Raw genomic sequence first — 11,529 nt, 5'->3', positions numbered from 1 at the left:
GGGCAGGGCCCGGCACGGCCCGGAGGGTCATTCCACCGGGGGCAGTTCGCGGATCGCGCTGATCTCATCCAGCCACAGCACATGCTGCTGCGCCGGGCTGTCCAGATCGTCCAGGCGCAACTGGCCGTTGCTGCCTTCGTTCTCTTCCGCGTCGCGGTACTGCTGCACGGTGGGCTGCACCGCCACGGTGCCGAGCAGGCGGCGTCCGTCTTTCAAGGTGACTTCGACCTGGGTCTGGCCTTTGAGCTGGGGCAGCAACGCCTCGAGCGCGGCGATGTCGGCCGGATTCGTGTGGATTCGGGGGGCGATACGTGACATGTGGGTCTCCTGGAACGTTGATGCGCTACGTCAGCCACGCAGGGCGTGGCTCTACGGCAGACGGCGCGTAGTGCCACGCCCTGCGTGGCAAAACAGATACCGCCCGCCGCATTGACGCCCTGCGTGGCAACCGTCAATTCCGTGCGGCGAGGACGCTGCGTACCGCTGTGACCAGCTGGGCGACGGAATACGGCTTGGCCACGTGCTCCTGGAAGCCGGACGCCAGCGCGCGCTTGCGGTCGTCGGCACGGGCCAGCGCGGTCACCGCCACGATCGGCAGGGCGTTGGCATCCAGCCCGAAGTCCTGGCGCAGCGTGCTGACCAGGCCATAGCCATCCATGCCCGGCATGCCGATATCGGTGAGCAGCACATCCACCGCTTCATGCCCGCCGGCATCCAGCAGCGCCAGCGCTTCCCCGGCCGACGCCGCGGCGGTCACCTGCGCGCCCTGCTCTTCCAGCAGCCGGCGCAGGTATTCCAGCACTTCGGGCTGGTCTTCCACCGCCAGCAGGCGCAGGCCCTTGAGCGGGTACGGCTCGATCAGCTGTTCCCGGATCGGGCCACTGAACACTTCGCGCAGCGGGCGGCCATCGGCCTGCGGCTGGTAGCGCGGCAGCTGCACGGTGAATTCCGCGCCCTGGCCCTGCCCTTCGCTGTTGGCGGTGACCGTGCCGCCGTGCAGCTCGACCAGCTGCTGCACGATCGCCAGGCCCAGGCCCAGCCCGCCGTGGCGGCGCGTGGTGGTGCCGTCGGCCTGGCGGAAGCGGCTGAACAGATGGCGCAGGAACTCCGGCGCGATGCCGTCGCCCGAATCGGCCACGGTCACTGTCCAGTGGTCACCGTCGGTGGCAAGGGTGACCGTGACCGAACCGGCGGCGGGGGTGAATTTGATGGCGTTGCTGAGCAGGTTCCACAGCACCTGCTGCAGGCGCGTGGCATCGCCCAGCACCAGCGCCGGTTCGTCGGGCATGACCAGCCGGGTATCCAGCGCCTTGCCTTCGGCCACCAGCTCCTGGGCACGCATGGCCTCGGTGAGCTGGGCGCGCAGGTCCAGCACTTCCACTTCCAGCTGCACCTTGCCCAGCAGCATGCTGCTCAGGTCCAGCATGTCCGAGATCAGCCGCTTCTGCGCCATGGCACTGTTGGCGATCACGCCCAGGCCCTTGAACAGCGGGCTGGTGCTGTCCACGCGCTGCAGCAGCAGCTCGCTCCAGCCCAGGATGGTGGTCAGTGGCGTGCGCAGCTCGTGCGACAGCGTGGCCAGGAATTCGTCCTTCAGCCGCGCCATGCTTTCAGCGGCGTTGCGTGCGGCGCGCTCGGACTGCAGCAGCTCTTCGCGCGCCATCTCGATTTCGCGGCGTTCGGTGACATCGCTGCTGCTGCCGGCCAGGCCGATGAAGCGGCCCATCCGCGAGAAACGCGGCTGGGCGTTCATTTCCAGCCAGCGCCACTGTTCGTCGGCGCGCAGCCCGCGCACCAGCACCTGCATGGAACGCTGCGCCTTCAGCGCGGCCTGCAGTTCGTAATCGAATACGGAGGCATCGTCGGGGTGCACCAACCCGCGCCAGACATCATCGGGCACGCGTTGTTCGTCACCGCCAAAGAATTCGGTAAACGCGCTGTTGACGAAGCGCGCATGGCCGCGCTCGTCCAGCACCCACACCGGCATGGGCAGGCCATCGGCCAGCGCGCTGAAACGCGCCTCGCTCTCGGCCAGCTCCACTTCAATCTGCTTGCGGTTGGTGATGTCGAAGAACAGCACCGCCACGCGGTGTTCGTGCGGTTCGCCTACGCGCATCGCCTCGACCGAGTACCAGCGGCCGAGCGCCCGCGCTTCCAGCTCGAACTGCTGCGAACGCCCGGTCAGTGCGATCTGGCCGTACACCCGGTACCACTCCGGTTCGTGGGTGGGCTGCAGCTCGCTCATCAGCCGGCCGGAGGACTGGTGCAGGCCGGTGTTGCGCTCGAAGGCGTCGTTGACCTCCAGGAAGCGGTAATCGACCCCGACGCCATCCTCAATGAGGACCTCGATGATGCAGAAACCCGCGCTCAGGCCTTCCAGGACCGCGCGATGCAGGGAAGGATCCGAGGCCGGGGCCGCAAACGGGGCGCGTTCCAGGGTGGAGGCAGGCAGGCTGGGCAAGGGCGTCAAGAGGGGCAACTGGCGGAACGGAGGGGTACAGCATCTTCCAGACCGCGTATTCGTAGCGTCAAGCAGGGGGTGCTGATTTGACGTAAGTGAATTCGTCCCCACTCCGGAACCGGCGCATCGTCGTTGGCGATTGTTCCGGCCCGTGATCAGGATCACACTGCGGATCATCCTCTTTCCGCAACCCCGACCGAGGCAACGCCATGAACCGCAAACCCTTGCTGGCTGGTGCTCTCAGCTGTCTGATGCTGCTTGTTGTCGGCTGTGCGACGGCCGGCCCGCGCAGTGTCACCTCCCCGGATGCACCGCGCGCACTCACCGGCGACAGCCCCGTGCAGGTCAGCTGGACCGACCCGGCCCAGTTCACGGAGATCCGCAACAGCTCCAACCGTTTCGAGGCCCAAAGCGGCAACTGGGTGTACCAGTTGGCCGATTCGCTGCGCAAAAGCGCGGTCAAGCGCCTGCCCCCAGGCCAGACGCTGGAGGTGCAGATCACCGACATCAAGCGCGCCGGCGACTTCGAGCCGCAGAACGGCCCGCGCGGCAACGATATCCGGATCATGCGCGACATCTATCCGCCGCGGATGACCCTCACCTTCACCCTGCGTGACGCCAGCGGCGGCGTGCTGCAGCAGGGCGAAGAAAAGCTGGCCGACATGGGCTACCTGAGCAACGGCGGCCTGCGCAGCAACAACGATCCGCTGCGCTATGAGAAATACATGATCGACCAGTGGCTGCGCCGGCTGCTGCCTACTGAAGGCCGCTGAGCACCCGCGCCACGCGCTTCACCGCGCACGGCAGCTGGTAGGCGCTCACGTTGCACAGCGGGGCCAGCACGTCCAGGCGTGGGGCCTCGCCCCACAGCGTGACCGTGCTGCCCACCCCGGCCTGCGGCAGGTCGGTGAGGTCCACGGTGAGCATGTCCATCGAGACCCGGCCGATCAGGTGGCCGGGCTGGCCATCGATCTGCACCGGGGTGCCGTTCGGCGCGAACTGCGGGTAGCCGTCGGCATAGCCCAGCGCCACCACGCCCACGCGGGTGGGACGTTCGGCCACGAAGCGGGCGCCATAGCCGACCGGTTCACCGGCGGCGATCTCGCGGATGGCGAAGATCTTCGACTGCATGGTCATCACCGGGCGCAGGCGCTCGGTGAAGGCGTTGTGCTTCTGCAGCGGGTTGGCCCCGTACAGCATCAGGCCCGGGCGCACCCAGTCGCTGCGCACGTCGGGCCAGCCCAGCAGCGCCGGTGAATTGCACAGGCTGGTTTCGCCGGCCAGGCCGTCGATGGTGGCAGCAAACAGATCGGCCTGTTCGCGCGTGCGCGGGCTGTCCAGTTCGTCGGCTCGGGCCATGTGGCTCATCAGCACCATCGGTGCCACCTGCGGCAGCGCCGACAGGCGCGCATGCGCGGCGCGGAATTCGGCCGGGGCCAGGCCCAGGCGGTGCATGCCGCTGTCCAGCTTCAACCAGATCTGCAGGGAGGCGTCGGTCTGGAACGCTTCCACGGCGTCCACCTGCCACGGCGCGGCCACCGCGAACCACAGGTTGTGCTGCACGATCAGCGGCAGTTCGTCGGCGTCGAAGAAGCCTTCCAGCAGCAGGATCGGCGAGGTGATGCCGGCCGCGCGCAGTTCCAGCGCTTCTTCAATGCAGGCCACGCCGAACGCGTCGGCTTCGCCGTCCAGCGCGCGCGCGCACGCCACGGCACCGTGGCCGTAGGCATCGGCTTTTACCGCGGCCAGGGTCTTGCGGCCGCCGCCCAGTTCACGGGCCAGGCGGAAGTTGGAGCGCAACGCATCCAGGTCGATCAACGCGCGGGCTGGGCGCATGCTTTCGGTTCACTGTGTTGGACGGACGCGGCGTGGTGGCCGCCATAACGGAAGATATCCAGGCCTTCGGTGCTGATCTGCGGCTGGCGCGCGCTCATCAGGTCGGCCAGGTAGCGGCCCGAGCCGCAGGCCATGGTCCAGCCCAGCGTGCCGTGGCCGGTGTTGAGGAACAGGTTGCGGTACGGGGTGGCGCCGATCACCGGCGTGCCATCCGGGGTGGCCGGGCGCAGTCCGGTCCAGAACTCGGCGCGCGACAGGTCGCCGCCGTCCGGGTACAGGTCGCCCACCACCTTTTCCAGGGTGGCGCGGCGGCGCGGCGACAGCGACAGGTCGAACCCGCCCACTTCGGCCATGCCGCCCACGCGGATGCGGTCGTCGAAACGGGTCACCGCCACCTTGTAGCTCTCGTCCAGGATGGTCGAGGTCGGCGCCATCGCCGCGTTGGTGATCGGCAGGGTCAGCGAGTAGCCCTTCAGCGGGTACACCGGCAGGTGCATGCCCAGCGGCGCCACCAGCGACGGCGAATAGCTGCCCAGCGCGACCACGTAGCGGTCGGCGGTTTCAACCTTGCCGTCGATGCGCACGCCGGTGATGCGGTCGCCGTCGGTTTCCAGGCCGGCGATGTCCTGGTCGAAGCGGAACTCCACCCCGGCATCCATCGCCATCTGGGCCAGGCGGCGGGTGAACAGCTGGCAGTCGCCGGTCTGGTCGCGCGGCAGCCACAGCGCGCCCACCAGCTTGTCGGCCACGCTGGCCAGCGCCGGCTCGTGGGCGATGATGCCGGCGCGGTCCAGCACTTCATACGGCACGCCGTACTGGGCCAGCACTTCGATGTCCTGCGCCGATGCATCCAGCTGCTGCTGGGTGCGGAACAGCTGGGTGGTGCCCAGGTCGCGGCCTTCGAATTCAATGCCGGTCTGCGCGCGCAGCTCGTTGAGGCAGTCGCGGCTGTATTCGGACATGCGCACCATGCGCGCCTTGTTGATGGCGTAGCGCTCGTGCGTGCAGTTGCGCAGCATCTGCGCCAGCCAGCGGTACTGGTTCAGGTCCAGCCCCGGGCGGATCGCCAGCGGTGCATGCTCGGAGAACAGCCACTTCACCGCCTTCAGCGGCACGCCCGGGGCGGCCCACGGCGAGGTGTAGCCGAACGACAGCTGGCCGGCGTTGGCAAAGCTGGTTTCCAGCGCCGGGCCGGGCTGGCGGTCCACCACCGTGACTTCAAACCCGGCCTGCCGCAGGTACCAGGCACTGGTCGTGCCGATTACCCCACTGCCAAGGACTAGAACGCGCATGAGACCTCTCCAACCCGATCATTCCCTGCACTGGAGCGTGCCGGGACCATAATTGAGGAAGTATATTCCGGCCAAACCAAGCAATTTTGCTGTTTTTGGCGCCTCAGGCAGGATATTGTCGCGCCAACACCCCCGGGAAGCTGACGCCATGGCCGCACGACCGCGCGAGCTGGACAAGATCGACCGCAAGATCCTGCGCATCCTGCAGGACGAAGGCCGCATTTCCTTCACCGAACTGGGCGAGCGCGTGGGCCTGTCCACCACCCCCTGCACCGAGCGGGTGCGGCGACTGGAACGCGATGGCGCCATCACCGGCTACTACGCGCGGCTGGACCCGCAGTACCTCAAGGCCAGCCTGCTGGTGTTCGTGGAAATCAGCCTGGCCTACAAATCCGGCGACATCTTCGAGGAGTTCCGCCGTGCGGCGCTGAAGCTGCCCAACGTGCTGGAATGCCACCTGGTATCGGGCGATTTCGACTACCTGCTCAAGGCGCGCATCAGCGAAATGGCGTCCTACCGCAAGCTGCTGGGCAGCACGCTTCTGACCCTGCCGCACGTGCGCGAATCCAAGAGCTACATCGTGATGGAAGAGGTCAAGGAAACGCTGACCCTGCCCATTCCGGACTGAGGCGGCCAAACGCAAAAGGCGGCGCGCTTGCGCGCACCGCCTGTGTAGCTGCCGACCAGATGCATCAACGCTGCTGTTTCTGGTCCTGGTGGCGCTGGTCCTGCTGTTTGCCACCTTTCTGGTTCTGCTGATCCCATTGCTGCTGGTTCTGCTGGCCGGGTTTCTGGTTCTGCTGGCCCTGCTGATCCTGCGGCATCTTGCCGGGATTGCCCTTTTGCTGATTAGCCATAACTGCACCTTCTGAGCTTGGGGATGCGCGTTGTTGCGGCGCACGTACAGAGTCGGCGGAATGCAGTTAATCGCAGGCGAAATTGCAGTGAGCTGCGGCGTTGACACGGATGACTGCGGGCATTGGTTGTGAAACGTTCATGCATCAGGGTTTGATGCGTTGGCCATCGCCGGTGGGCACCGCGTCGTAATAGCGGCCGGTGCGCGTATCCAGCACGCGGTTCGGGCCGGCCTGCTTCATGCCCGGCACGATGCGGCCATGGCGGTCATACACCTTCGGTGGCGCGGTGGTGGCCGGCGGTGCAGGCGGAACCACCTGGGCCGGCCCCTGGCTCTGGATCGGGTGGGTGCGCAGCTGCTGGGTGGTCTGCGCCGGGGTTTTCACCGGCGCGGGCAACGGCGCCGGCGCGGGTACCACGGGGGTGACCGGGCGGGTATCGGTGGGTTTGCGTGGCGCGGGCATCTGCGCCGCGGCGACCAGCGGCAGCAGCACGGCCAGCGACACGGCACCCCGGAAGTAGCGTTTCATGGCGGTGGACTCACGACGGAACATGCATTCACCCTGCGCCAGCATGCGTGTCAGCACCATGAATGCCCTCCGCGCTTGCCCCCGGCCGCTGCCGCCCCCATTTTCCTGCCATCCCCACGAGGACTGCCCATGACCGCATTCGATCTCTCCCCGCCCAGCGACGCCCAGCGCGACGCCCTGGTGGCCGGGCTCAGCCAGGACGAGCGCCGCGTCCTGCTCCAGCACGGTACCGAAGCCCCGTTCTGCGGCGTGTTCCTGGACAACATGCAGGACGGCGTCTACGGCTGCCGCCTGTGCGGCCTGCCGCTGTTCCGTTCCAGCACCAAGTTCGACTCCGGCACCGGCTGGCCGAGCTTCTTCGCCCCGTTCGACCCGGCCCATGTGCGCGAAATCCGTGATGTCAGTCATGGCATGGTGCGAACTGAAATCGTTTGCGCCCGCTGTGACAGCCATCTCGGTCACGTGTTCCCGGATGGCCCGCCGCCGACCTACGAGCGGCACTGTCTGAATTCGGTCTCGCTGTCGTTCACCCCGAATGGCCAGCCGTATCCGGATCCGCTGCAGCGCGGTGGGGTCGAGGCCCAGCCTGCGGGTTGAGTCCTCGCCAAACGCGTGCCCACCAACGGTGGGCACCTACCGGGGTGGGTGTGGAAAAGTGTGACGTCCAACCAACGTCCCCCTTCAGAATGCGCGCGCCAGGCCGACATGGTGATATCCCCACCGCCGCGCCCGCCCCATGCTCATCATTGTTGGCTTCCTGATCGTCATCCTCAGCGTGCTCGGCGGCTATGTCGGCGCGCACGGCAAGCTCGGCGCGCTGTGGCAGCCCTATGAGCTGGTCATCATCGGTGGCGCGGCGCTGGGCGCGTTCCTGGTCGGCACCCCGCTCAAGACCGTCAAGCAGACCCTGCAGGCCTCCGTGAGCGTGTTCAAGGGCCCGCGCTACAAGCAGCAGGACTACATCGATGTCCTGAGCCTGCTCTACGAACTGCTCAACAAGGCCCGCCGCGAAGGGTTCATGGCGCTGGAAGACCATGTCGAGCGCCCGGCCGACAGCGCCATCTTCGCCAACTACCCCAAGGTGCAGGCCGACCACCACCTGGTGGACTTCATGACCGACTGCCTGCGCCTGATGATCGGCAGCAACATCGAACCGCACGAGCTGGAACCGCTGCTGGAAATGGAGCTGGAAAAGCACCACGCCGAAGCGATGCAGCCTTCGGCGGCGCTCAACAAGGTCTCCGACGGCCTGCCCGGCTTCGGCATCGTGGCCGCCGTACTGGGCATCGTGATCACCATGGGTTCGATCGGCGGCGCCATCGAGGAAGTGGGTGCGCACGTGGCCGGCGCGCTGGTCGGTACGTTCCTGGGCATCCTGCTGGCCTATGGCTTCGTCAGCCCGCTGGCCGCTGCGGTCGAAGCGCGCGCCGAGCAGGACAGCCGCATCTATGAATCGGTCAAGACCGCCCTGCTGGCCTGCCTGCGCGGCTACAACCCGAAGATTGCGCTGGAATTCGCCCGCAAGACCCTGCCGTCGAACGTGCGCCCGGGCTTCAGCGCATTCGAAGCGCACCTGAAAACGGTCAAGTAAGGCACCGCCATGGCCGAGAACAAACCTACCGTCATCGTCCGCCGGGTCAAGAAGGGCGGCCACGCCGCCCATCACGGCGGCGCATGGAAGGTGGCCTACGCCGACTTCGTGACCGCCATGATGGCGTTCTTCCTGGTGCTGTGGCTGATGGCGGCGACCACCAAGCCCGAGCGCGCCGCCATTTCCGAGTACTTCCGCAACCCCAGCCCGCTCAGCGGGCAGAGCTCCACGCCCGCCCCGGGCATGGCCGGCCCGGGTGGCGCCAGCACCTCGATGATCAAGCTGGGCGGTGCCACCGATGTGTCGCGCGGCAACAGCAACGACCCCTTCCAGAACCAGCAGGCCGAGCGCCCGGTGCCGCAGGAAGACGAGCGCGAGCGCGAGAAGAAGCAGCTGGAAGTGCTCAAGCAGGAACTGGAAGAAGCGATCAGCAAGAGCCAGGCGCTGGAACCGTTCAAGGACCAGCTGCTGCTCGACCTGACCCCGGAAGGCCTGCGCATCCAGATCGTGGACAAGCAGAACCGGCCGATGTTCGACATGGGCAGCGCGGCGCTGAAGACCTACACCCGCGACATCCTTCGCGAGCTCTCGCAGTTCATCAACCATGTGCCGAACCGGATCAGCATCACCGGCCACACCGACATCACCGCGTACAACGCCACCCACGGCTACAGCAACTGGGAGCTCAGCGCCGACCGCGCCAACGCCGCCCGGCGTGCGCTGCTCGATGGCGGCATGGCCGACGACAAGGTCACCCGCGTGGTCGGCCTGTCCTCGTCGGTGCTGTTCGACAAGACCCAGCCGGACAACCCGATCAACCGCCGCATCAGCATCGTGGTGATGACCAAGGCCGCCGAAGCCGCCGCGCTGGCCGGTTCGGGCCAGGAAGTGGCGCTGTCGCCGACCGCCCATGACGCCGACATCCAGGCGACCCAGGGTGCGCCGACGGTGCCGGTGCCGGTGCCCGTGCTGGCCCCGGCTGCGGCCCCGGCCTCCGCCTCGCCCTGAGGCGGTTCCGGGGGGAACGACCAACGGTCGTCACCTACCGGATTACAATGGGGGTCTTTCCCCTCCAGACAGACGATTCCATGTCCAAGCAGTCCAAGGCCAAGCGCGACAAGCGCAAGAAGCTCCAGCCCAAGCGCCCGATCAACCGCCTCAACGCCCAGCAGCCGATCCAGAACCACGCCGTGCTGACCAACGAAGAAGGCCAGGTCGTCGCCGCGATCGGCCTGCAGGGCACCGAATGGCTGCTGGCCATTGGCGGCCAGACCATGGGCAACGCCGACAACCCGGTGCCGATGCTGGCCATGCTCAAGCACCTCTCCAATGTCCAGGAGAAGGAAGGCCGCAAGGTCACCCTGGAATACTCGACCCAGCTGCAGCAGCTGATCGACGACCTGGCCGCCGATGAAGGCAAGACCGCCGATGAATACCTGAGCCAGCTGGTCTCCGAGTTCGAAGGCGTGGAAGGCGAAGAAGGCGAAGAAGGCGACGACGCTGACACCGCCGCCGAAGACGCCCCGGCCGCCGAACCGGCTGCCGACGACGCCGAGGCCACCCCGGCCGCCAGCGACGACAAGCCGCAGGCCTGAACCACGGCCACCCGGTGACGGTCTATATCGACGATGCGGTACACCCCTGGCGCGGCGAGCGCTGGGCGCATCTGATGGCCGACACCCTGCCCGAGCTGCACGCCATGGCGGCGCAGCTCGGGATTCCCCGGCGGGCCTTCCAGAACCGCCGCAGCGGCGCCCATTACGACGTCCCCGCGCCCCTGCGCCTGCAGGCCATCGCACTGGGCGCGACCGCCATTTCCCGGCACACCGATCGGGACCTGGTGAAAGCCGTCATCGCCAACGCGAGAACGCAGTACACCCCGTAACACCCCATCGTCGGGCGCAACACACGCGTGACGCCCCCCGGTCGCACTACGCGGGTAGCACCCGACCGTTGGTCGGGTGAATCAGAACGGATCGGACCCCGGCCGCACTTCCACGCCCAGCAGCGAACACAGCGCCAGCATGGCGTCATCGTCGCGCTGCAGCGCCATCCAGCCAGCCAGGCCGCCGTTGCCGGTATCCACGCTCCACAGCGAGTAGTTGTGCTCGCGCAGGCGGTCGTAGGCGGTGCCCATCAGCCGCGGCGCGTCAATGTGGGCGGCGAAATCCTCGTCATCCAGGTCGCCACCCCAGTCCAGCTGCAGGTTCCAGCGCGCGGAAAGCTCGTTCACCGCCGACACCAGCGCATCGGTGTCCTCACGCTCCACCTCGAAGCCGGACTGCCAGGCAATGGCGGTCATCAACGGCGGCAGCCAGTCGGCTTCCTCGTCGATCTCCTCGCCGTTCTCCAGCAGCGCCTCGCGCCAGCGGTTGAACTGCTGCAGGCCCAGTTCCTCGTCGCCCGGGTTGATCAGCACGAACAGGTTCCAGATCCGGGCCTCGAAATCGTCTTCGTCGAAATCGCGTTCGTCTTCTTCGAAGTCGAAATAGTCGCTGTTGTCGGGCATGGCCGGTATTCCTGGAGACAGGCAGGCATTCTGCCACGGCCACCATACGGTTTATCCTGTGCGCCTGAAGATGGCCGTGGTGGCTGTCAGCATCCAATGACCATGAGCGATACCCCTCCCGACCACCTGGCGATCAACCCGGCCAGCCCCTTCCACGATGCCGCGGCGCTGGAGCGCGGCGTGGGCATCCGCTTCAACGATGTCGAGCGCGACAACGTCGAGGAATACTCGGTCAGCGAAGGCTGGATCCGCGTGCAGGCCGGCAAGGCCCGCGACCGCCGTGGCAACCCGATGACCATCAAGGTCAAGGGCACCGTGGTGGCGTATTACCTGGATCAGAAGCCGGAATAACCGGTCAACCGGCCCACGGCCGGTTGCTCCCCGGGATTGACGGTCGCGCCGTCAATCCCGTTGCCGCGGTTCCAGCAGGTCCAGGTTGCGGATCAGCTTGCGCG

15 protein-coding genes are annotated in these 11,529 nt (G+C 67.1%); 9 read left to right on the top strand and 6 right to left on the bottom strand.

Translation table 11 applies throughout. The features are described from left to right. Window positions 1–27: 27 nt before the first annotated feature. The gene (locus QMX79_RS17385; RefSeq protein ID WP_282247856.1) at window positions 28–318 is read right to left on the bottom strand and encodes a DUF3247 family protein; all 291 of its coding nucleotides are present in this window, start codon (window positions 316–318) and stop codon (window positions 28–30) included. Between the two features lie 133 nt (window positions 319–451). Then, window positions 452–2,437: an ATP-binding protein gene (locus tag QMX79_RS17380; protein WP_282247858.1), complete on the bottom strand. Its 1,986-nt coding sequence runs from the start codon at window positions 2,435–2,437 to the stop codon at window positions 452–454. Window positions 2,438–2,712: 275 nt separating this feature from the next. Here QMX79_RS17380 and QMX79_RS17375 point away from each other — a divergent pair, with 275 nt between their 5' ends. Then, entirely contained in the window at window positions 2,713–3,234 is a 522-nt protein-coding gene (locus QMX79_RS17375; RefSeq protein WP_336618874.1) for a DUF3016 domain-containing protein, read from the top strand. Here the strand turns inward: QMX79_RS17375 and alr are convergent. Continuing rightward, entirely contained in the window at window positions 3,218–4,297 is a 1,080-nt protein-coding gene (alr, locus tag QMX79_RS17370) for an alanine racemase (protein WP_282247854.1), read from the bottom strand. The genes QMX79_RS17375 and alr overlap by 17 nt on opposite strands. Continuing rightward, window positions 4,276–5,589 carry a D-amino acid dehydrogenase gene (locus tag QMX79_RS17365; protein WP_282247853.1) on the bottom strand — a complete coding sequence of 438 codons (1,314 nt, stop codon included), beginning with the start codon at window positions 5,587–5,589 and terminating at the stop codon, window positions 4,276–4,278. Before QMX79_RS17365 ends, alr begins: the two co-directional genes overlap by 22 nt. A 148-nt stretch (window positions 5,590–5,737) precedes the next feature. On the opposite strand from QMX79_RS17365, the gene QMX79_RS17360 reads away from it, so the two are divergent. Further along, window positions 5,738–6,217 carry an Lrp/AsnC ligand binding domain-containing protein gene (locus QMX79_RS17360; RefSeq protein WP_145481399.1) on the top strand — a complete coding sequence of 160 codons (480 nt, stop codon included), beginning with the start codon at window positions 5,738–5,740 and terminating at the stop codon, window positions 6,215–6,217. Window positions 6,218–6,305: 88 nt separating this feature from the next. Further along, the gene (locus QMX79_RS17355) at window positions 6,306–6,461 is read left to right on the top strand and encodes a hypothetical protein (protein ID WP_282247851.1); all 156 of its coding nucleotides are present in this window, start codon (window positions 6,306–6,308) and stop codon (window positions 6,459–6,461) included. A gap of 129 nt (window positions 6,462–6,590) precedes the next feature. On the opposite strand, the gene QMX79_RS17350 is transcribed toward QMX79_RS17355, so the two are convergent. Further along, window positions 6,591–6,974, bottom strand: coding sequence for a classical arabinogalactan protein 4 (locus tag QMX79_RS17350; RefSeq protein WP_282247857.1), 384 nt, complete (start codon window positions 6,972–6,974; stop codon window positions 6,591–6,593). Window positions 6,975–7,103: 129 nt separating this feature from the next. Here QMX79_RS17350 and msrB point away from each other — a divergent pair, with 129 nt between their 5' ends. The 5 genes from msrB (at window position 7,104) to QMX79_RS17325 (ending at window position 10,450) form a co-directional block, all read left to right on the top strand. Next, window positions 7,104–7,571, top strand: a complete 468-nt coding sequence (msrB, locus tag QMX79_RS17345) for a peptide-methionine (R)-S-oxide reductase MsrB (RefSeq protein ID WP_282247850.1) — start codon at window positions 7,104–7,106, stop codon at window positions 7,569–7,571. A 139-nt stretch (window positions 7,572–7,710) separates the two neighbouring features. After that, window positions 7,711–8,565 carry a flagellar motor stator protein MotA gene (motA, locus tag QMX79_RS17340; protein ID WP_282247849.1) on the top strand — a complete coding sequence of 285 codons (855 nt, stop codon included), beginning with the start codon at window positions 7,711–7,713 and terminating at the stop codon, window positions 8,563–8,565. A gap of 9 nt (window positions 8,566–8,574) precedes the next feature. Next, window positions 8,575–9,573, top strand: coding sequence for a flagellar motor protein MotB (gene motB, locus QMX79_RS17335; RefSeq protein WP_282247848.1), 999 nt, complete (start codon window positions 8,575–8,577; stop codon window positions 9,571–9,573). 80 nt (window positions 9,574–9,653) lie between these two features. After that, window positions 9,654–10,160: a hypothetical protein gene (locus QMX79_RS17330; protein ID WP_282247847.1), complete on the top strand. Its 507-nt coding sequence runs from the start codon at window positions 9,654–9,656 to the stop codon at window positions 10,158–10,160. Between the two features lie 14 nt (window positions 10,161–10,174). Next, the gene (locus QMX79_RS17325; protein WP_282247846.1) at window positions 10,175–10,450 is read left to right on the top strand and encodes a DUF4031 domain-containing protein; all 276 of its coding nucleotides are present in this window, start codon (window positions 10,175–10,177) and stop codon (window positions 10,448–10,450) included. An 81-nt stretch (window positions 10,451–10,531) separates the two neighbouring features. Here QMX79_RS17325 and QMX79_RS17320 read toward each other — a convergent pair whose 3' ends face one another. Beyond that, window positions 10,532–11,074: a hypothetical protein gene (locus QMX79_RS17320; RefSeq protein WP_282247845.1), complete on the bottom strand. Its 543-nt coding sequence runs from the start codon at window positions 11,072–11,074 to the stop codon at window positions 10,532–10,534. A gap of 102 nt (window positions 11,075–11,176) precedes the next feature. Between QMX79_RS17320 and QMX79_RS17315 the strand changes: the two genes are divergently transcribed. Then, the gene (locus QMX79_RS17315) at window positions 11,177–11,425 is read left to right on the top strand and encodes a DUF3297 family protein (RefSeq protein ID WP_214904994.1); all 249 of its coding nucleotides are present in this window, start codon (window positions 11,177–11,179) and stop codon (window positions 11,423–11,425) included. Window positions 11,426–11,529 lie beyond the last annotated feature (104 nt).

This window comes from Stenotrophomonas sp. PS02300 (assembly GCF_029959395.1).
Lineage (GTDB): Bacteria > Pseudomonadota > Gammaproteobacteria > Xanthomonadales > Xanthomonadaceae > Stenotrophomonas > Stenotrophomonas maltophilia_AD.
This window is presented reverse-complemented; position numbering and strand designations above follow the sequence as displayed.

What these genes read in the sequence shown, in the direction of transcription:
- alr (WP_282247854.1), bottom strand. Translation starts at nt 4,297, where the DNA reads ATGCGCCCAGCCCGCGCGTTGATCGACCTGGATGCGTTGCGCTCCAAC.
- QMX79_RS17315 (WP_214904994.1), top strand. Translation starts at nt 11,177, where the DNA reads ATGAGCGATACCCCTCCCGACCACCTGGCGATCAACCCGGCCAGCCCC.
- msrB (WP_282247850.1), top strand. Translation starts at nt 7,104, where the DNA reads ATGACCGCATTCGATCTCTCCCCGCCCAGCGACGCCCAGCGCGACGCC.
- QMX79_RS17330 (WP_282247847.1), top strand. Translation starts at nt 9,654, where the DNA reads ATGTCCAAGCAGTCCAAGGCCAAGCGCGACAAGCGCAAGAAGCTCCAG.
- QMX79_RS17320 (WP_282247845.1), bottom strand. Translation starts at nt 11,074, where the DNA reads ATGCCCGACAACAGCGACTATTTCGACTTCGAAGAAGACGAACGCGAT.
- motA (WP_282247849.1), top strand. Translation starts at nt 7,711, where the DNA reads ATGCTCATCATTGTTGGCTTCCTGATCGTCATCCTCAGCGTGCTCGGC.
- QMX79_RS17375 (WP_336618874.1), top strand. Translation starts at nt 2,713, where the DNA reads ATGCTGCTTGTTGTCGGCTGTGCGACGGCCGGCCCGCGCAGTGTCACC.
- motB (WP_282247848.1), top strand. Translation starts at nt 8,575, where the DNA reads ATGGCCGAGAACAAACCTACCGTCATCGTCCGCCGGGTCAAGAAGGGC.
- QMX79_RS17360 (WP_145481399.1), top strand. Translation starts at nt 5,738, where the DNA reads ATGGCCGCACGACCGCGCGAGCTGGACAAGATCGACCGCAAGATCCTG.
- QMX79_RS17365 (WP_282247853.1), bottom strand. Translation starts at nt 5,589, where the DNA reads ATGCGCGTTCTAGTCCTTGGCAGTGGGGTAATCGGCACGACCAGTGCC.
- QMX79_RS17350 (WP_282247857.1), bottom strand. Translation starts at nt 6,974, where the DNA reads ATGAAACGCTACTTCCGGGGTGCCGTGTCGCTGGCCGTGCTGCTGCCG.
- QMX79_RS17385 (WP_282247856.1), bottom strand. Translation starts at nt 318, where the DNA reads ATGTCACGTATCGCCCCCCGAATCCACACGAATCCGGCCGACATCGCC.